Source organism: Pseudomonas sp. Z5-35 (assembly GCF_051131945.1).
Taxonomy (GTDB): Bacteria; Pseudomonadota; Gammaproteobacteria; order Pseudomonadales; family Pseudomonadaceae; genus Aquipseudomonas; species Aquipseudomonas marvdashtae.
Genome location: NZ_CP071640.1, coordinates 2,333,137 through 2,351,868 on the forward strand (window position 1 = coordinate 2,333,137; position 18,732 = coordinate 2,351,868).

Genomic DNA, 18,732 nt, shown 5'->3' on the forward strand with positions numbered 1-18,732 from the left:
ATGACCGCCGCCATTGCGCCTATTGCATTAACCACTGACCTTTCCCCGGCGTCTGCCATGGCTGACCAGGCGATGGGCCCCCAGGGCAACGATTTTGTGGGGCTGTTGAAATCCGGCGCCACGCAACTGAGCGCACAAACCGGGCAAGCCAGCGAGCTGCTGCAGGCCTATGCGGTAGGCGAAAACATCGCGCCTCACGATCTGGTCATGGCCATGGAGCAAGCGAAATTGTCGCTGCAATTGGCAGTGGAAGTACGCAATCGCCTGGTAGATGCCTACCAGGAACTCACCCGGCTGCAGATCTAATCCATGGAGAATCAACCGGTGTCTTCGTTCCTTGCGGGTCGTACCCGTGTGTTCCTGGCAGGCTCTTTGCTGATTGTGGGATTGCTCGCGGTATCGGCGTGGTGGGTGATCCGGCCACATTATGTCGCGTTGTACAAAAACGCCGACGAGGCCTCTCAAGCGCAGATTCTGGCGACGTTAAGCCAGCGCCACGTTCCTTACCGGATCAACACGCAACAGGGTGCTATTGAGGTCCTCGCCGATCATGCGGCTTCTGCGCGCATGTACCTGGCTGAAGCGGGTATCCCGACGCGTGGTGGTACCGGTTTTGAGCTGTTCGACAAGGCTGACTACGGCATGTCGGAGTTCAGCCAGAAAATCAATTACCAGCGGGCCATGGAAGGTGAGTTGGCCCGTACGATCATGAGCATGTCGGAAGTCGAGTATGCTCGTGTCCATCTTACCTTCAAGAAAACCAGCCTTTACCAACAAGCTGAAGAGCCGCCCAAGGCGTCGGTGATCGTTCGTCTACGTTCCGCGGGCGAGTTGTTGCCTCAACGGGTCAGGGGCATACAGCAATTGGTGTCGTCGGCCGTCGAGGGCATGACGCTCGAACGTGTCTCGGTGCTCAATGAAAACGGACAAGTGCTCAGTGCGGCGGATGGCGTATCGGCGGCGCCGGAGCATTTGCAACTGACGGCCCAGGTCGAGCAGGCACTCAAGCTCAAGGCAGAGGAATTATTGGCGCGTCCCCTCGGCCATCGCGGTGTCGATGTCTCCGTGCGGGTCTTGATGAATTTTGACCGAGTCAAATCAATCAGCGAGCAACCGCTCGCGAACAAGCTGCGTCGAGAAAAACGTACCGAGTCCACCGAGAATTCAAGCGGCGAATCGACAAGCAAGCGCTCCCAATCCAATCGGGAAATCGATTATGAAGTTGGCAAATCGCGGGCCGAAACCGAACACGCGGCGGGCAAGATTGAGCGTATCACCGTCGGCATAGTGCTTAGCACACCGGTGTCGGACGCCCAAATGAAGGACATCCAGGCCCTTCTGGAAGCCGCGTTGGGGCTGGATTCAAAACGGGGCGACCGTCTGGTGATGGTCTACATCCCGGACATGCCTGTGCAGGAAAAGACAACAGTCGTCGAGACACCGGTGTCGAATCCAGCGATGAATATGGAGCCGCCTGCGCTTGCCAACGATGAAGGGGCCCTGCCTTGGACGGAATGGGGAGGCGTCGGACTGCTGGTCATCCTGTTGGTTGGTTTATTAATGCTTTTTGCGAAAGGGCGCCGTAAATCAACAGCCGTCCCTGTCGCCCCACGTATGTCTTCGGTCGATCGCGAGCAACTGCTCGTGGATTTACGCCGTTGGCTGCTGGAGGGGCGTTGACGCCATGGAGTTCTCCGCCCTTCGTAAAGCGGCTATCCGCCTCGCTTGTTCTCATACCGAAGACCGTGCCTGGATTCTCGCTCGGTTAACGCCTGACGAACGTCGCAAGGTCGAAGAGCTGCTCGATGAGATAAACGATCTGGGTTTGACGAGCGATCCCACCATCGTTGCCGCCATGATGAACGAGCTGACGGTTGCACCGCCTGCGACCCGAGCGATGCCGGACCATTCACGGCTCAAAGCGCAACTTTCAAAAGCGACACATCCGTTCTGGAGCGCTTTGGTGCTCCAGCTGGAAACTCCTGCTGTTCGCCGCGAATTGTTGAGTACTTTGACCAGCAGTGCTGACATTCGTCGGTGGGATGGCAAATTTACCAAGCAAGTACTTCCGCCAGCCCTGATGGCAAGTTTGAAAGCCCGTCTGGATTTGGAGGCGGGCGATGAACAGCAATAATCCACCGGTGCGGCCCAAGGTGTTGCGTCAACCTGCGCAGAATCTGGGAGCTCGACGTCTGCCAGGCCTTGAGGGGGAGGCCCGAGCGGATAAGACGCATGAGCCGGACATCAGGGCGACCTTGCGTGAGGCATTCGCATTAGAACTCGCAGAATTAGAGCGCAAGAGCCGCGATAAAGGACTGGCGCAAGGTCTGGCGGACGCCGGTAAACAAGCTCTGGCACAGCTGACTGAAGCCCTGGCCCAGCAAGAACAGCAGTGGCTGAAAAAGGAAGCTTCCTTGCGTGCGGCGCTTGAAACGGAGCGCCTCCAGCTTGCGCAACTGGTCGATGCGTTGAGGGCGCAGCAGAAACACTTGGTATCGACCATGGAACCCTCGTTGGGACGGCTCGCGCTGGCGGTGGTGACGCGCATGTTGGGGCAGCATGACGATACGCGATCGTTAATCGCCGACATGGCGAGGCAAGCGATCGAAGAGTACCAATTGGCCGAACCGCTGCGTATCCGCGTTGCTCGAGCGGACTTCGAAACGTTGCTGCGACTGGCCCCGGATGAGGCATTGTTGAAAGCCTTCGTGGTCGATCCGCAAGCCTCCCCGGGAAATTGTTTGATCGACTTTGAAGGCGGGCAGCTAGAGGTTGGCGTGCAATCACAGTTGGCCCGCGTTGCGTCAGTGTTGACAGAGCAAGGAGCCGGCCGTGTGGCAGGGGCTTGAGAGTCGGCTGTTGGCGCAACTGGCCCAGGCTCGCCTTTGTCGACGTGTCGGTTGGCTTAGCTCGATCCAGGGCATGGTGCTGCATGCGACCGGCCTGGACGTCCGGCTTGGCGAGTTGGTGGATATCCATCCCGCGCGCGGTGGCGATGTCATCGCCGCCGAAGTGGTTGGCCTGCGCAGCGACTCGACCTTGTTGATGCCTTACGGTCCGGTGGACGGTCTGTGCCTGGCCAGTGAAGTCCACGCACGTGGGACTGCTTATACCGTTCCGGTGGGGGATGGTTTGCTGGGGCGTGTCTTGGACGCGACCTGCAATCCACTTGATGATTTGCCTGCTCCTGAAGGACTGAAACGAATGCCGCGTTTCGTGGCTCCGATCAACCCGCTGCACCGCTCTGCGATTAATACCACGCTGGACACAGGGGTCAAAGCTGTCGATGTTTTTACACCCTTGGGGCGCGGCCAGAGAATTGGGATTTTTGCCGGCAGCGGCGTGGGCAAAAGTACATTGCTAGGAATGATGAGCAAGTACGCAGAGGCTGATGTCATCGTCATTGCCCTGATCGGTGAGCGTGGTCGTGAGGTAGGGGACTTCATTCGCGACAGCTTGGGGCCGGAAGGCCTGAAAAAGGCCGTGGTGATTGCCGCGGCGGCGGAACAGCCGGCTGTTCTGCGACGCCAGGCCGCCTACACGGCCACGACTATCGCCGAGTGGTTTCGGGCCCAGGGCAAACATGTACTGCTGATCATGGACTCGATCACCCGTTTCGCACTGGCGCAGCGTGAGATCGGGCTCTCGACGGGGGAGCCCATGGGCAGTCGAGGCTACACACCCTCGGTATTTGCATTGTTACCGCCCCTGATGGAGCGCGCCGGTGCGCTGAACGGGCAGGGCTCTATCACTGGCGTCTATACCGTGTTAGTCGAGGGTGACGATATGAATGAGCCGGTGGCTGACCATATGCGTGCCATCCTCGACGGCCATATTGTGTTAAGCCGCCATGTCGCTGCGCGTGGGCATTGGCCGGCCATCGACGTTTTGCACAGTATCAGCCGGCTCGCTGGAGCGTTGTACACCCAAGAGCAAAAAGGCCAGGTTGAGCGTCTTCGCTCAGCACTCGGCGCCTACCAGAACAGCGTTGACCTGATTGAGCTGGGCGCCTATGAGAAGGGGGCACAGCCGCTGCTGGACAGCATGATCGCGCTCAAGCCTCAATTCGACGCGCTGCTACAGCAAACGCCCCAAGAACATTTTGCGACCTCAGGCGTTTGGCGAACCGTTCTGCAGTTATGCCAGCGGCTGGAGAAGGGATTGAGCGATGCAAAATGAGTTGCGAAAGGCAAGGCAACTGGATGCGGCCTCTCGTCTGCGCGCCATGCAGCGGGAAAAAGCTGAGCTGGCCTACAACCACCGTTGTCGTGAGCTGGCGCGAGCCGAGAATGTATTAAGCGAAGAGAGGGCTCGCTACGAAAGCCTCCGGACGAACTTTGAGGCTTTGAGGCGCGTTGGCGTAGCGCTTGATCCTTCCCTGCACGAACAACGTCTACTGGCGCAGCATTGCGCGTATCAACGCCTTGAGGCGGCATACCAGCCCGTCGCTGAAGCATTGCGCCTGGTGGAGTCAACCAAGAAGCAACTCCTCAAATGTCGAACGAATGAAGATTTGATCCGCAAAGCGAAGGAGCAAGTACAGCGACAGCTTGATAAATACAGTCGAGAGGTTGAAGCCATCGACATTTTCGATGCGCAGGCCGCTCAGGGAGTTGGGTATGGCTACTAAGATAGGGGCTTCGCTGTGGAACCCAGTGGCCGATCAGCAACGCACTTCCGTTCGCGAGACGCAGGACAGGGATTTCGAGCGCAAAATCGGCTTGCGTGACCGTTCAACGATGTCGGACAAAAGCCCGGCGCACGAGAGTGGTGAACCAGCCATGCCTGGACAGCGATCGCTCAACGCTGAGTTTCTTCAGGCCGAGGCCGGCCGAACGCTGCGGATGGAATCCAGCGAAACATCACCCTCCAAATCTGGAGGTGCGCTGGAGCTTTATGTATTGGGCGCACATGCAGGGCGCCATCTTTCGTTCCTTCCCGATATGTTTCTGGAAGAGCAGGGCATATCCGGCGTTGCTTCAGTTGGTCATGGATACGGTTCTTCAACGACTATGGATTCCTTGCCGATTGCCGCGGCGATTTCGCTTCTACCCAGCGCGTTCTTGATCAACCCGCCCGGAGCGCAGGTAGCAGAACCTGTTCGGATCGAGCAGCAGGAAACGGATATCTCCGTTAGCCGCCAGCTTCTGGGATATTTCGGCGGCAGATGGCCCGACCGGCATTTTCAGTTTCTGCCTCGTGGCAAAGGGCTCGAGTTGTTGGTTCGGGACTATCAACTCACGTCTGAAGAACGTGATGAGTTGATAGGTGAGCTGTCTCGCCGGGCGTCATCGATGCCTGAGCGTCCGCAACAAATTTGGCTGAATGGCGAAGAGGTCTGGCGCGCATCGTCCCCATCGATTGATTACAAAGGTGAGCAGAATGGCGGTTGAAGCGATTGGTAGTGAGTTGAGTACCACTACGTCGGAGTTGGCCCAGAGTCGTTTGGGGCAGGAAGATTTCATCAAGTTGTTCTTGACGGAATTGACGTTCCAAGACCCTTTGGAACCGATCAACAACCGCGAGTTTCTAGCGCAGATGGCGCAGTTCGCGAACCTGGAACAAACCCGGGTTACCAACGAAAACACCAATAACCTGGTGTCCATGAATGCCACGTCACAGTCGTTGGGGCTGCTGGGGCGGCAAGTGGAAGTCAACATCACCAACGGTGGGACGGTAATTGGTTCGGTGACCGCCATTGCATTTTCATCGACCGGGCCGGTGTTGTCCGTCAAACAATCCGACGGCTCGGTCCTGACGGACGTGCGCTTGTCCCAAATCAAACTGGTTAGACAGGGGGCGTGATGCTGCAAGCTTTCTTTAATGGAATGAGTGGCCTGTTTTCGTTCGCCAAAGGGTTGGATAACGTTTCCAACAATGTGTCAAACATGAACACGCCCGGCTACAGGGGCAGCGATACGTTCTACCGCGCGGTCAACGGACAGGACGGCCAAAGCTTTGGTTCGGGAATTGCCGGTACGGAGGTCCGTATCAAACCGGGCGAAAATCGCCAGACGGGCAACAACACCAACGTAGCCATCAATGGCGCCGGGTATTTTGTGCTGCGTGATGAGCAGGGCGCTTTGTCTTACACGCGAGCAGGACAGTTCCAGGTCGACAAGGACGGTTACCTCGTCGACACCATCAGCCAGCGTCGGGTGGCGGGTATCGACTCGGCAGGAAACCTGCGAGACATCAATATCCAGGGACAGCGCACCCTGCCGCCCAAAGCCACCACCCGTGTCGAAATGGTCGGCGCACTGGCTCGTAGCGGTACTACGGATTCGACCTACCAAATCAACTCGATCCAGGTTTTTGATGCGACAGGGGCCACCCATACCCTGAGCGCCAAGTTCGAGCCACAAGCGACACCCGCCAATAGCTGGAAGGTCACTGTGTCGGACTCAAGTGGCGCGCAGTTGCAGACTGGAACCATCGCGTTCGGCGCCGATGGCACGCCCGTTTCAGGTTTCAATACCTTGTCGGTTCCTCTGACTGCGAATGGTGCGACTCAAAACATTCTGCTGGATTTCGGCACGCCGGGTAGTTTCAACCTCGCTTCGCAAGTGGCCAGTGGGCCGAGCCACACATTGGGCGCGCGGGTGGTCGATGGTAGTGCGATTGCCGGTTTGAACACTTTCGCGTTCGACGAAAAAGGCATTCTCAAATTCACCTACGCCAACGGTGAGAAGCGTGATGGGAGTCAGCTTGCATTGGCGGATTTCGCCAATGAAAGCGCACTGATCGCCGGTGCCAATTCGCTTTATAACTCGCCTTCCTCCATGCGAGCGCAGTTTGGTCGAGCGGGAGAAAAACAGTTCGGGCGAATCCAGGGCGGCTATTTGGAATTATCGAACGTGGATCTCGCGCAAGAGTTCGGGGACATTCTGATCATTCAACGAGGTTACCAGGCCAGTTCAAGAGTCATGACGGTCTCCAACGAAATGCTGGAACAGTTGTACAACGGAACGAGAGGGGGCTGAACCATGAGGACGTTGGGATTCGTTGGTACGACTCGCCTGCGCACGGCTTGTGAGCTGTTGCCTCCGGTGATCCGGGATTGGCAGGAACAGTGGTGTTTCGGCGATGAGCTTCATGCCGGCGAGGTGAGTTGTTCGGCCTTTGGCGATGCGGATGAATTGTCTTCCTCGCTGGTTTGGCAGCGTGCGACGTCAGCCAATGGTTCGATCCGTCTAGCGGGAGATTGGCAGTCCATTCTTTTTGGCCCTTTTACCCGTGAGGTTCCGGACGACGAAACGGCCGGCCATCTGCTTCGCAGCGCACAATTGGCATTGACCAATGCAGTGCTTGCTGCACTCAAGCTCACTGCGGTTTCTCTCCTCGAAGCCGAACCCTCCCAGCCATCTCCAAATGCGTTGGCCGCCCAAGTATTGCTGCAACTTCGTGTCGGCCAGTCTGTAGTGGGTTTATTGCTGGATGCGGCATTGCTCAATGTTGCGCTTAAGCTTTCGATACCGCCCAAGGAGCTGATCGAACGCAAGCACGCGCTAGGTAACGCCCGTGTGAAGCTGTCCGTGCGTCTGCCCTTGGTGAGCCTTTCCGTTGGTGAGATGAAAGACCTGCATCCCGGCGATACCTTATTGTCCAGCGCCTTGTTGAATGAGCCCGTTTCGTTACAACTGGCGCAAGGCACTGTCGTGGCTGCAGGTTACCTGGCAAGACAGCGCGAACATCTGGCTGTGCAATTGAAGTCCATTAAATAATCAGGAGCTTAAGCGTGTCGGCAACGGTAGATGCAATAGAACTGGAAGAAGCCAGAGTCGTGGCCAATGACGATCTGTCACCGCTCATCAAGCGGGACATGAATTTGATCAAACATGTAGTTGTTGAACTGGTGGTCCAAATCGGCAACGCCTCCATGACCGTCGACGAGCTGTTTGCCCTGAAGTCCGGAGACATCGTAAAGCTATTGGAACAGGTCCATGAACCGGCATCGTTGTGCCTGGATGGCAAGCCTGTTGCTCGGGGCAACTTGGTCGCTGTGGACGATAATTTCGGTATTCAGTTGACGGAAATATTGTGACGCCTGAAACAGTTCCCCAGCCTATTGGGTTAGCGCTGCGGCAGGATGATCCATTGTCTTTGGTTCTGATGATCAAAGTAATGCTGATTACCGCCTTGCTGTTGGCGCTGGTTTATTTCTTGATGCGCTGGTATGCGCGACGCCATGCCTCAGTAGCCGACGCATTGCCCGGCCAGACTCAACTGCAGTGTGTGCGCGCCTTGCGCCTGTCGACCAGGACCAAGGTCTATCTGCTCAAGACCGAAACATCGCAAGTCTTGGTTACTGAGTCTTCTAGCGGGGCCACGGTAACCGTGTTGCCTTCACCTTCTTCAGCTTCCGCATTGGATGCTCAATCTTGAAGTGTTCGATATGATTCGCCGCTGGCTTTTTCTTGCATTGAGTGGCTTTGCTTCGCTCGCGACAGCAGCGGATGACTTCTCTGATTGGGGAGGCATGTACATCAACCAGATCCAGTCACCGGTCAGCGTCGTGGTGCTGTTGACGGCTCTGTCATTCTTGCCGTTCCTGGTCATTTCCCTGACCACCTTCACGCGCAATATCGTGGTTTTGTCATTGACCCGGCAGGCGCTGGGCCTGCAACAGACGCCGCCGAATATCGTGTTGATCGTGCTGTCGATGTTCCTGACGCTATTCGCCATGGCACCGACCTTGGAAAAAGCCTATGACTCGGGCATCAAGCCTTTCCTCGCCAATAAGGTCGGGCTTGAGGGCGCGGCGTTGCAAGGTTGGGTGCCGATTCGTGACTTCATGATCAGGCAGACTCATGAAGAGGATCTGCGATTGATTTATGAGCTGGCCAAGGACCCGCTGCCGCAGGGGCCGGAAGGACTGTCACCGGTAAAGCTGATACCAGCCTTCATGTTGAGTGAGCTGAAAATCGCGTTTCAGATCGGCTTTATGATCTTCCTGCCTTTTTTGATCATCGATCTGGTAGTGGCATCGATCCTGATGTCTCTCGGAATGATCATGGTGCCGCCCATCACGATTTCCCTGCCGTTGAAAATCATGTTGTTCCTCTTGATTGACGGATGGGGATTAATTGCCCAGACGTTGATGCGCAACCTCGGATAGGGCATTGGCGGAGCCTTCCATGGAGACGGAAACCCAAGCTGAAGGGAATCATGAGCATGCCTTGTGGGGCGACTGGCTGGACAGTAAAACAGACTCGGCCAGGAGTCGGCTGTTCTTCTTCTACAGCCAATGGTTGCGCATGATTACTGGGCTTTTATATTCCCGATATCCACATCCGCTTGCGGAGTGGGGCGACTACGTGAACCTCGCATCGATAGGCCTGTTGCAGGCGATCGATCGGTTCAATCCGTTATTGAACACGCGTTTCCAGTCCTATGCTGAACCCTACGTAAAAGGCAACGTTCTCAAAGGATTGTCGTGTTATGTGAGCGACCAACGTCGCTACTACCGGGAACGGTTGGAGAGCATATCCGGAGCGGAGGACGGCCGACTGGAGTCCGACCTGGAGCAGGTGGCGAACGTCGCTATTGGCCTGGCGTTCGGGCTATTCCTGGAATCGGGAATCATCGACCAGGAACCCAAGGACAATAACCCACTGAACCTCTACGAAGCGGAGCGGGAAGGCGACACGCTCAATGAGTGCGTAAAGCTTCTATCCGCGAATGAGCGGCAGATCATCGAAGGCCACTACCACCAGCACTTGAGCTTCACTGAGATAAGCGAGCTGATGGGAGTTTCAAAATCACGGATCTCACAATTGCATGCCCAAGCGCTTAAGCACATCCGGGCTAGCCATGAAAGATTGATGACAGGGGGCAGATGGTAGCTCGTCTGTTCAGCAGCGCTGAGGGAGTCGTTGCGAACCACCAGGTGTGAGGCGAAATCGATGATCAGCGCGATAGGTTCGCCAGCACGACCCACCAGTCGTGGCAGGGTGGCGCCCAGCAGATCGATACCTGCGGGTGCTACGCCATTTACCGGAGTCAGGTCAAGTTTCTGAAGCAACGTCTGGCCGGCTTCAGGGGCGGAACCGGGTTTGTCGACTACCCGGAAACCCGACACGGGATCCCAGGCGATGACCCGGGTGTAGCCAGCATTGAGTAGGGCATTACGGTACGGGCAGGTTTTGCTCAATGCGCCCATTTGCCAGTGCGCTGCTACGAAGAGTTGTTTTGAGAGAGTGCTTATTGTTAGGTCAGAGCTAGGGTTATCTAAGATATGCTAGGATTAGATAGCGTAGATAACTGGTGAGGAAATTTTCCATGAGCGTTACAGAGCAGTCGGGCGTCTCCACCTTAGTGGGTACGCCCAAGGAGGCGCGGGCTAGCTTGAGCCGCTCACATGCGGATCGAGTGCTAGTCGTGTCTTTCGATCGTATCAAGCCCGGCGTATTTGAAGCGTTGGCGGAAAACTTTGCCCATGTGGCCTCCTCGATGTATGAGGTGCTACAGGAGCGTCAGGACCCGAAGGCACTGGAGCGCCTGGCCGAGGCGTTTGTGACGCGTAAGCCGCCTTCGCCTCGCCTGCTCAAGGAAGCGGCGATGCTGGTACAAGCCCGCAAAGCAGTGCTGGAGAGCGGTGACTGGTTGACCTCCGCAGATATCGCGCAGGTGGCCCAGTTGAGTACCCGCAACCCGAGTGCCCAGCCCAACAAGTGGAAAAAGCAAGGTCAGATCTTCGCTATCAATCATGGTGGGGTCGACTATTTCCCGGGTTACGGCTTGGATCCGGACGCGGGCTATCGGCCGTTCAAGGCGTTAGCCAAAGTCATTGAGGCTTTCGGTGGCCACAAGGACGGCTGGGGTCTGGCTTACTGGTTCCGGTCAGATAACAGCTTCCTGGGTGGTAAAAGGCCCCAGGACCTGCTGACATCGGCGCCTGATCGAGTGATTGCTGCCGCACTGGATGAAATCCAGGGCATTGCTCATGGCTAAGCAGCGTACCGAGTCCAGCAAGAGTATGGCTGCACCTGCCACGGATTTGGCGGCGTCCATCACCCCGGTTTCCGCGGCTACGCTGCACGTGACTCTCACGGTTCTTGCTAAAGGCGACGTGCTCCCTCGCGTGCATCAGGATAAATATCAACCGGATCAATTCAATCCCGGTGTGTATGGCAATGCACGCTTCAGTCCGATCCAGGATGATCAGGATCGAGCGATTCCTACCTTGTATGGCGGCACGACAGTCGAGTGCGCCTTGATGGAAACCATTTTTCACGACGTTCCCCACACGGCTGGTTTCAAGAGCTTTGACAAAGGTAAGCTAGCTGGGCAGGTGCACTCTGTCGTCCAGGTTAGCCAGCCGCTGCAGCTGGTTGATCTGTCCAGTGTCCCACTGCGTAAATTGGGCGTCACTCGCAAGCAATTGATCGATACTGAGAAGGATCAATACCCCGCAACGCGCAAATGGGCAGAGGCGATCCACCGTCAATACCCGGATGTGCAAGGGCTGTCTTGGGTGTCACGGCAAGATGATTCGGCACGTGCGGTGGTTCTCTTCGGTGACCGGATTCCTGAGGGTGCGCTCATCCGCAGGGGCGTCACGCAGGCTGACCGAAGACTCGACTTTGTTCGACACGGTGCTAGATCTGGCAGACCGGATTGGGGTCGTCATCATCGCGGGGAAAAGCTGAGTCAATGACCGAATCGATCCTCTGGATTTATTGTTTTCCGAGATGGCAGCAATCAGGCGACGCTTATTCTCTGCTGTGAGCAGGACGTGACGACCTGACCCAAACAGCAGGCCGGGCGACGTCCGCGATGCCGTATTCTCAACGAAAGGTTTTGAGTGCCACGATGAGCTACACCACGCTTTGGGACATGATCGTTTTCTGTCGATCATGTCTACAAGGCATGCATGTCAAATCTGGGTAAGCGTCCAGGCATCCCGTCTTGCGCAATTAAGCCGGCTGCCAACGATGCGGCAACAACTCCCCAATCTCACTCGCCCGCTGCGTCGGCAGGCGAGTAAGAGCATCCTTCAGATAGGCATACACATCATGCCCGTTGAGTTTGGCCGATTGGATCAAACTCATCAGCGCGGCCGCTCGTTGGCCGCTGCGTAACGACCCGGCAAACAACCAGTTCTTGCGTCCGACCGCCCATGGCCGGATCTGATTTTCGATGTGATTGTTGTCTATGGGTATCCGTCCGGCCAAGTCATCTACCCAGCCCCGCAAGGCCAGGACATGGTGTGCACTTAAATTTAAGTGGGCACCAGTTCTAGCCTTTTAAGCGGGTATTTCATGCAGCCACAACGCCGTTCCTATTCAAAGTCTTTCAAAGCCCAGGTCATTCAAGAGTGTGCCCAGCCCGGCGCTTCAATTGCCAGCATCGCGCTCAGCCATAGCCTCAACGCAAACCTCGTCCATAAATGGATTCGGGTGCAAGCGCAGAAAAGCACGGCGTTGCAACCTGCATTCATTCCGTTACCCATGCAGCGGGCCGTAGAAAATTCGCACGCAGCAGCATCGAATATCTGCGTTGAAATCCAGCACCCGCGCGGCACCGTCAAAGTGAACTGGCCAACCGAAAGTGCTGCTGCCTGCGCGACCTTTCTTCGAGACCTGCTGCGATGATCCGCATCGATTCCATCTGGCTCGCCACCGACCACATGGACATGCGTGCCGGCACCGAGACTGCGTTGGCCAGGGTGATCGCGGTGTTCGGTGCGGCGAAGCCGCACTGTGCTTATCTGTTCGCCAACCGCCGCGCCACTTGGATGAAAGTTCTGGTGCATGACGGCTTCGGCATCTGGCTGGCTGCTCGCCGGTTGAACCAAGGTAAGTTCCACTGGCCAGGCATTCGCCATGGCGCTGAAATAGAGTTGGATACCGAGCAACTTCAGGCCTTGGTGTTGGGCCTGCCATGGCAGCGCACGGGCTCCGGCGGTGCGATCACACTGCTTTAACGGCTGCCATTAGCCTATCGGTCTATCGCCGCGAATTGCCTGGTCTGGCAAAATCGGCACCATGACTTCGCTCCCCAATCTCGATCACCTTACCCCTGAACAACTGCGCGCTTTGGCGGCGCAGTTGATACAGCGTGTCGAGACACTCGACCAGCAAGTCGAGACGATGGGCAAGACGGTCGAGACGATGGGCAAGAAGATCAACCGCGACCAGACGGTTATCGAGAAACTGACCCATGAGATCGCGCAACTCAAGCGCTTGAAGTTTGCCAAGCGTAGCGAGCAGTTGAATCCGCAGCAGGCCAGCTTGCTCGACGACTTGATCGATACCGATATCGCGGCGATTGAAGCTGAGCTTCAAGCCTTGCAAACAGCCCCTACGCCGACCGAGAAAAAGCAAAAGCCCAAGCGCACCGCGTTGCCGGCAGAATTTCCACGCACGTTGATCCATCACGAACCGGACAATATCCACTGTCCATGCGGCTGTGCACTCAAGCGCATCGGTGAGGACGTCAGTGAGAAGCTGGACTACACGCCCGGCGTGTTTACCGTCGAGCGTCATGTCCGTGGCAAGTGGGTCTGCGATGACTGCGAAACGCTGATCCAGGCACCTGTTCCGGCACAGGTCATCGACAAGGGTATCCCGACCGCCGGGTTGCTGGCCCACGTCATGATCGCGAAGTTTGCCGACCATCTGCCTCTTTACCGTCAGGAATCGATTTTCGGTAGAGCGGGCCTGGCGATTCCACGTTCAACGTTGGCTCAATGGGTTGGCGTGACAGGTGTGCAGTTACAGCCTCTAGTCGATGCGTTGCGCGACGTAGTGCTCGGGCAGCAGGTCATTCATGCCGATGAAACGCTGGTGCAAATGCTCGCTCCGGGTTCCAAGAAAACCCACCGCTCTTATGTCTGGGCCTACGCCACCAGCCAATTCTGCGAAACGGCAGCGGTTGTTTATGACTTCAGCCCCAGCCGCGCCGGTGAGCATGCTCGCAACTTCCTGCAAGACTGGCGGGGCAAGCTGGTGTGTGATGATTTTGGCGGTTATAAGGCCAGCTTCGAACTCGGCGTGACCGAGATCGGCTGCATGGCCCATGCGCGGCGCAAGTTCTTCGAACTGCACGCCACCAACAAGAGCATGCTCGCCGAGCAAGCGCTGCGCCATATCCAGTTGCTGTACGAAATCGAGAGCGAAATCCGCAACTTGGAGCCGGATTTACGCTGCCGAATACGGCAAGAAAAAGCCGTGCCGGTGATGAAGACACTACACGCCTGGATGATCGCCCAGCGCGATCTCGTGCCTGAAGGCTCGGCTATCAGCAGAGCGCTGGATTACAGCTTGAAACGCTGGGCAGCGCTGTCGCGCTACCTCGATGACGGGGCCGTACCCATTGATAATAATTGGTGCGAGAACCAGATCCGTCCGTGGGCACTGGGGCGCAAGAACTGGCTCTTCGCAGGTTCGCTGCGCAGCGGCAAACGGGCGGCGGCAATCATGAGTTTGATCCAGTCTGCACGGCTGAATGGTCATGATCCGTACGCGTATCTGAAGGATGTTCTCACGCGCCTGCCGACGCAGCGGGCGAGTGAAATCGATCAGTTGCTGCCGCATAAGTGGCAACCGGTTTAGTTACGCAAGGCGTGATGGCCGGACGCATACCTTTGAACGACTTGGGGTAAGAGTTTCGTTGGCGCATTAAGGGCTATCGCGTCCGCTTAAAAATAGGCGGACACCATCGCCCTTAATTTGGGAGTTCGGAAGGTGTGTTGGCTGTTCGCTTACAAATCTGGTGCAGTCGGTAGCCGTGAGACGAATGCTGGGTTTGTTTTGCAGTTCTTACGACAAACCATGGCCTGCCCTAAAGCAAGGCAGGCCATGCGGGAGCAGCCAACGCCTAACGACTTACCTTTTTCTGAAGGTCCGCGGCAGCGGCCTCAATCTTTGCAAGCATTTGAGCCCTTGGCTTGCACTCCTCATAACCTTTAAGGAGCAAGTCTCGGACAGTCTCGATGGCCTTGAGAGTGTCTTGCGGAGTGGTATATCCGTCAATCGCTCGTCCGTAGTAGAGCTTGGCGTCGACCTCTGCCGTAATGCCGCCGGGATGCTCCATGAAAGCCCAGTCCTCTAGGCGCGATCGCACCTGGTTTAATTTTTCGTGAACCTTGGCAGTTACGCCGGCAGTACGCATAGAACTATTGCAGAGCTTATGTAGGATGGGCCCAATAGCTGTGTGCTTCTCAAGTGGCATGCCCCGTGCGGGGCGCCACCTAGAACGAACCCCAGGCGCTCCGCCGTACGCGATCGCTCCGTTTCTGACACCGGTGAACGGCATTGTGCGCGATCTACTTTGTTTTCCGGAGGCGATGCGGGCTGGGCTAATAAACTTGGAGTCGTACGCCATTTCTTGAGGCATCCCCTTGGGGTAAGCGCTGTTCGGAAGTCCCTCGACCTGGGCCTGTACCTTCGCAAGTAGCTCCTGACTAGGTGAAATCAGGTATGGGACGGCTTGGCCCGGGTAGTAGAGTCCCGGCCATCTTGGCGCCACTTGATACAGCCCGTGCTCCTGCAGCCACTCCTTCCTGAATCCCGGCGTAGGCGAAATGTAGGGCTCATCCAGCAGTAACCAATCGCCGGATTGTGGATCCTCCCAGCCGGTCATGTGATCGGCTTTGGGCACCCTATCCAGGTCATTCATGGCCTTAACGGTCCCATTCCGGAAAACTCTTACCAGCCCGGTTGAGTTCATGAAGAGCAGAGTAAAACTGGCTTGATCCAGGTACTGCATCGCACTGACCTGGCTGCTAGCATCGGTACGCATTTCGAGGTGATCTGGCGCCTCAAGCTTGAATCTACTCAAATACGCGCCGCCAGTCTGAAGGCCGTCGGTAAGCAACTTGGAAAGGGGGCGCGTGAGGCGAACCTCTACAGTGTAACGACCAGAGGATCGAACCTCAGACCTGGCGTCATTCCAGTACACCGTCACATAGGCGATGTAGTTTTGAGCCGCAATCGTGGTAATCGCACGTTTGGCGTGCAAGAAGTTCTGGAAGCCTGCTTTGCGAGCAGCCTCATCGAGGGCTTGGAGGTGAGTAACATTAAATTCGCGCTTGAGAGCCTTTGCCAAGCGCTTGATGCCGTCGACAGTGGACGGAGGGATAGCGAGGGTAACCATGAATGTCTCCCGGCCTATCACGCAGCGTCACCCGTCTCCGCTACAACAGACCGATCGAATTCACAGTCAGTCGTTTAGCAAGGCAGTGCCGTTACCAGCTTTAAAGACGGGAGTCATACGCCTGCCGGGGCGCGATCGCATGGTAGCAGCGGTTTTGCGATGAGTTCAAGCAGCAACGCTCTCGAAAATTTTTACCTCTCTTTTTACTCGTTATGCTGCTTTTCTGCCGATTGAATATGCAAAGGCAGCATTGGTGCTGGTCGGCGGGCAAAACGACAACGACATCGTCGTGGTGACGAGTGGAACCCTTGCCGACTCCCTTAAGGACCAGATAGACGATCTTGATAATTCTCCAATGGTGCCGCTGCAGAAACTCATCAAGAACTGCCCAGTGCCGGCACATCTGGCGCAAGGGACTGCGGACGGTGTAAAGATCAGGTATCGACAATCGGTTTCCAGGGCACACTTTGCGATTTTCTGGCAAAACAGTGCAGTGGTGCAACGATCCGGTTGGTCGGGCATAGCCTCGGCGATGCCTTGATGTCGGTTCTTGCGCTTTATTTGAAAGACAAATTTTCGAACTTCAATTTCCGTTGCGAAACGATTGCTGCGCCTACGGCCGGCGATGGTGTTTTTTGCGAGCTATTTCAATCAGCAGATGGCCGGCAATGCGCTACGCATCTACAACACGCTGGATGTCGTTCCGATGGCATGGTGCGCAACCTCTCTCGACTTCTCCTTGACGCTCTATGAGTCCACCAACGTCATCGATGAAAAAATGAAGGAAATGGTTTGCTCCAATATCGATACCGTCACCCGTAATAACTTGAACTACACGCAATGGGGCATGGGCGGCGCAAACATGGAGCTGCGGCTCTGTGGGGAACTTCAATCCCCTTGCCCTAACTACGAAGCGCAACCCGGCTATCAGCACATCTATGAATACATGACGCTGCTGGGGCTGCAGCTGGGTGATATTCCGATGCCGGCGCCGTCTGGCAGCTAGCGCGCAGTCTCATCGATCGTGTTCGAGTTGCAGTTGCCGACACTTTTTCGGGAAATCACACAGCTGCAACTCGCTTATTCGCAGCGCTTTTGCTCGTACACGGTACTTAAGCCGGCGCGACGTGGTCGACGGATTCGTATATTGCCAGGTACCGTAGATTTTCCTCGCTTCATCAATCAGCTATTTAGTGGGGCAAAATATGTCTGACTATAATGTCGAGTTCGTATTCCTGACGGTACGCTCCACCCGCAGGGGGCGTCACGCAGCTTGATCGGGGACTCGACTGCGTTCGACACGGTGCTCAATCTGGCAGAGCGGATTGGTATTGGCATTATTGCCGGGAAAGGCTGAATCAAATGACCGAGCTGCGCCCTGAAGTTGCCCCCCCCTTTGCGCGCCTCAAGAGGGAGTTATTTTCATGCTTCGTTTTATGAGCGACTGCATTTGGGTTCACCATTAAGACCATAACAAACCTGCTTTGAGTTTTAGTCAGGGGGGTGTCCTGATGATAAATTAAGTCAAGTTACAGTCTTCCGAGGTGTATATGGCTATCATGTAAGTGATGTATTGATCTTGCCCGCCTTTTGTAAAAGCACTTTGGCATTGCGTTCGCGGTCAATGATGAATAGCAAGAAAATAAACCAAGCCGCACCCAGAATGCCGGCGCTTAGAGCGATAAATTTTTGGGACTTGATTGCTTCCTCTATTTGTGGATTGTGGTTTCCCAGCACTAGATCGCAGATCACCTCTTTGTCCCATTCATTGGCGAGCGGGGAGGTATCTGTGGAAAATAGGCAATACTCTGTATTGATTGTCCAGGGTTCTGAGAACCATGCAAAAATTTCTCCGGTAGAATTCCCGGCTCGGCTCTCCTCAACCCAGAAGCTAGTCTTGGTCTTGTTTACGGTGTAAAAAGCCAGCTTGGCATCGACAAATACCGCCCAAACCGCAGTCAGTATTGCGATACCTGCCAAGATGCCAGCGCGCATCGTCCACCGGTGCCACGGTGTGGGAATCGTGAATATTAATTTGTTTGCGTTGAAATAGCGTCGTGCACGGCAGAGTTCCTCGATCGTTAACTCGTGTTGATCTAACCAAGACAAGAATTTTGTCATGTTACGTGATGTGCGGAGGTTCATGCCGAACCATAGGTTAAATCGTTGAAAATCCTCATGCGCTTTCCAGTGACGTTGGGCGGACTTACTATGAAAGTCTTTTGCTCCCCCTAAAAGTTGATGGCCACGGTATACGACATAGAAGAGCGCATTCGTTCTCCCTAGAACATACGCCGCCAAGATGAGCGCTCCGAAATATGGGGATACTTTAATTCCAGCATCGATCAGTTGAAATGGAGAAATTGCGAGCGGTTCTGACAATGCGTTGCTCCTGTATGGCTGAGTAGGTTTGTCGAAAAGCATAAGCTATTTTCGGTGCTTGGACATGCCGGCGCTGAAGTCTATATCAGCAACAAAATGATAAGGCCAGTAGTCACTGCTAGGGCAGCCCAAGGATCATAGCTGCGTTGGAATTACCGTGCGACGTTATCCCGGGATAGTGTTTGGCCGATATTGTTTGGGCAGAACGTGCATGCAGGTCGATGCCTCCAGCACCATCTGCTCCCGCTT

Annotated in this window: 23 protein-coding genes and 3 pseudogenes; 22 read left to right on the top strand and 4 right to left on the bottom strand. The window is 55.8% G+C overall.

Annotated elements, in window-relative coordinates:
- From fliE to J3P95_RS11005, 14 genes are read left to right on the top strand one after another with little or no spacing between them, the layout of a single operon-like run.
- Positions 1–306, top strand: a complete 306-nt coding sequence (fliE, locus tag J3P95_RS10940; RefSeq protein WP_434577335.1) for a flagellar hook-basal body complex protein FliE — start codon at positions 1–3, stop codon at positions 304–306.
- A 3-nt stretch (positions 307–309) separates the two neighbouring features.
- A complete protein-coding gene (gene fliF / locus J3P95_RS10945; RefSeq protein ID WP_434577333.1) occupies positions 310–1,680 on the top strand; it encodes a flagellar basal-body MS-ring/collar protein FliF in 1,371 nt (456 codons plus the stop codon).
- Between the two features lie 4 nt (positions 1,681–1,684).
- On the top strand, positions 1,685–2,134 hold the full coding sequence (locus J3P95_RS10950) for a hypothetical protein (protein ID WP_434577331.1): 450 nt from the start codon (positions 1,685–1,687) through the stop codon (positions 2,132–2,134).
- Positions 2,121–2,849 (top strand): FliH/SctL family protein, encoded by a 729-nt coding sequence (locus J3P95_RS10955; protein WP_434577329.1) that lies wholly within the window; start codon positions 2,121–2,123, stop codon positions 2,847–2,849. Before J3P95_RS10950 ends, J3P95_RS10955 begins: the two co-directional genes overlap by 14 nt.
- A 10-nt stretch (positions 2,850–2,859) precedes the next feature.
- Positions 2,860–4,179, top strand: a complete 1,320-nt coding sequence (locus J3P95_RS10960; protein WP_434577327.1) for a FliI/YscN family ATPase — start codon at positions 2,860–2,862, stop codon at positions 4,177–4,179.
- Positions 4,169–4,630, top strand: coding sequence for a hypothetical protein (locus J3P95_RS10965; RefSeq protein ID WP_434577325.1), 462 nt, complete (start codon positions 4,169–4,171; stop codon positions 4,628–4,630). Before J3P95_RS10960 ends, J3P95_RS10965 begins: the two co-directional genes overlap by 11 nt.
- Positions 4,620–5,393 (top strand): hypothetical protein, encoded by a 774-nt coding sequence (locus tag J3P95_RS10970; RefSeq protein WP_434577324.1) that lies wholly within the window; start codon positions 4,620–4,622, stop codon positions 5,391–5,393. The genes J3P95_RS10965 and J3P95_RS10970 overlap by 11 nt, the downstream gene beginning before the upstream one ends.
- Positions 5,383–5,805: a flagellar hook assembly protein FlgD gene (locus tag J3P95_RS10975; protein ID WP_434577323.1), complete on the top strand. Its 423-nt coding sequence runs from the start codon at positions 5,383–5,385 to the stop codon at positions 5,803–5,805. Before J3P95_RS10970 ends, J3P95_RS10975 begins: the two co-directional genes overlap by 11 nt.
- The gene (gene flgF / locus J3P95_RS10980) at positions 5,805–6,983 is read left to right on the top strand and encodes a flagellar basal-body rod protein FlgF (RefSeq protein WP_434577322.1); all 1,179 of its coding nucleotides are present in this window, start codon (positions 5,805–5,807) and stop codon (positions 6,981–6,983) included. The genes J3P95_RS10975 and flgF overlap by 1 nt, the downstream gene beginning before the upstream one ends.
- A gap of 3 nt (positions 6,984–6,986) precedes the next feature.
- A complete protein-coding gene (locus tag J3P95_RS10985; protein WP_434577320.1) occupies positions 6,987–7,724 on the top strand; it encodes a FliM/FliN family flagellar motor C-terminal domain-containing protein in 738 nt (245 codons plus the stop codon).
- A gap of 14 nt (positions 7,725–7,738) precedes the next feature.
- Positions 7,739–8,044: a FliM/FliN family flagellar motor switch protein gene (locus J3P95_RS10990; protein ID WP_434577318.1), complete on the top strand. Its 306-nt coding sequence runs from the start codon at positions 7,739–7,741 to the stop codon at positions 8,042–8,044.
- Positions 8,041–8,385: a hypothetical protein gene (locus tag J3P95_RS10995; protein ID WP_434577316.1), complete on the top strand. Its 345-nt coding sequence runs from the start codon at positions 8,041–8,043 to the stop codon at positions 8,383–8,385. The genes J3P95_RS10990 and J3P95_RS10995 overlap by 4 nt, the downstream gene beginning before the upstream one ends.
- 10 nt (positions 8,386–8,395) lie before the next feature.
- Positions 8,396–9,118 carry a flagellar type III secretion system pore protein FliP gene (gene fliP, locus J3P95_RS11000; protein ID WP_434577314.1) on the top strand — a complete coding sequence of 241 codons (723 nt, stop codon included), beginning with the start codon at positions 8,396–8,398 and terminating at the stop codon, positions 9,116–9,118.
- A 19-nt stretch (positions 9,119–9,137) separates the two neighbouring features.
- On the top strand, positions 9,138–9,845 hold the full coding sequence (locus J3P95_RS11005; RefSeq protein ID WP_434577312.1) for a sigma-70 family RNA polymerase sigma factor: 708 nt from the start codon (positions 9,138–9,140) through the stop codon (positions 9,843–9,845).
- 8 nt (positions 9,846–9,853) lie between these two features.
- On the opposite strand, the pseudogene J3P95_RS11010 reads toward J3P95_RS11005, so the two are convergent.
- Positions 9,854–10,129: pseudogene (locus J3P95_RS11010) on the bottom strand (AAA family ATPase); the annotation flags it as partial.
- Positions 10,130–10,281: 152 nt separating this feature from the next.
- Here J3P95_RS11010 and J3P95_RS11015 point away from each other — a divergent pair.
- A complete protein-coding gene (locus tag J3P95_RS11015) occupies positions 10,282–10,953 on the top strand; it encodes a hypothetical protein (RefSeq protein ID WP_434577311.1) in 672 nt (223 codons plus the stop codon).
- Positions 10,946–11,659 (top strand): RES family NAD+ phosphorylase, encoded by a 714-nt coding sequence (locus J3P95_RS11020; RefSeq protein ID WP_434577309.1) that lies wholly within the window; start codon positions 10,946–10,948, stop codon positions 11,657–11,659. Before J3P95_RS11015 ends, J3P95_RS11020 begins: the two co-directional genes overlap by 8 nt.
- 259 nt (positions 11,660–11,918) lie before the next feature.
- Here J3P95_RS11020 and J3P95_RS11025 read toward each other — a convergent pair.
- A pseudogene (locus J3P95_RS11025) lies at positions 11,919–12,200 on the bottom strand (transposase domain-containing protein); the annotation flags it as partial.
- 63 nt (positions 12,201–12,263) lie between these two features.
- Between J3P95_RS11025 and tnpA the strand changes: the two are divergent.
- From tnpA to tnpC, 3 genes are all read left to right on the top strand, one after another.
- Positions 12,264–12,596: an IS66-like element accessory protein TnpA gene (gene tnpA / locus J3P95_RS11030; protein WP_434577307.1), complete on the top strand. Its 333-nt coding sequence runs from the start codon at positions 12,264–12,266 to the stop codon at positions 12,594–12,596.
- Positions 12,593–12,928, top strand: coding sequence for an IS66 family insertion sequence element accessory protein TnpB (gene tnpB / locus J3P95_RS11035; RefSeq protein ID WP_434577305.1), 336 nt, complete (start codon positions 12,593–12,595; stop codon positions 12,926–12,928). Before tnpA ends, tnpB begins: the two co-directional genes overlap by 4 nt.
- 61 nt (positions 12,929–12,989) lie before the next feature.
- Complete coding sequence (tnpC, locus tag J3P95_RS11040) at positions 12,990–14,558, top strand: IS66 family transposase (protein ID WP_434577303.1); 1,569 nt, start codon at positions 12,990–12,992, stop codon at positions 14,556–14,558.
- Positions 14,559–14,823: 265 nt separating this feature from the next.
- On the opposite strand, the gene J3P95_RS11045 is transcribed toward tnpC, so the two are convergent.
- Positions 14,824–16,101, bottom strand: a complete 1,278-nt coding sequence (locus J3P95_RS11045; protein ID WP_434577301.1) for a DUF5623 domain-containing protein — start codon at positions 16,099–16,101, stop codon at positions 14,824–14,826.
- Between the two features lie 253 nt (positions 16,102–16,354).
- Here J3P95_RS11045 and J3P95_RS11050 point away from each other — a divergent pair, with 253 nt between their 5' ends.
- The 3 genes and pseudogenes from J3P95_RS11050 to J3P95_RS11060 all read left to right on the top strand — a co-directional run bounded on the left by J3P95_RS11050 (position 16,355) and on the right by J3P95_RS11060 (position 17,107).
- Positions 16,355–16,642, top strand: coding sequence for a hypothetical protein (locus tag J3P95_RS11050; RefSeq protein ID WP_434581330.1), 288 nt, complete (start codon positions 16,355–16,357; stop codon positions 16,640–16,642).
- Positions 16,639–16,692: pseudogene (locus J3P95_RS11055) on the top strand (hypothetical protein); the annotation flags it as partial. The gene J3P95_RS11050 and the pseudogene J3P95_RS11055, both read left to right, overlap by 4 nt.
- A gap of 13 nt (positions 16,693–16,705) precedes the next feature.
- A complete protein-coding gene (locus J3P95_RS11060) occupies positions 16,706–17,107 on the top strand; it encodes a hypothetical protein (protein WP_434581329.1) in 402 nt (133 codons plus the stop codon).
- 551 nt (positions 17,108–17,658) lie between these two features.
- Here the strand turns inward: J3P95_RS11060 and J3P95_RS11065 are convergent.
- Complete coding sequence (locus tag J3P95_RS11065) at positions 17,659–18,483, bottom strand: DUF6216 family protein (protein WP_434577299.1); 825 nt, start codon at positions 18,481–18,483, stop codon at positions 17,659–17,661.
- Positions 18,484–18,732 lie beyond the last annotated feature (249 nt).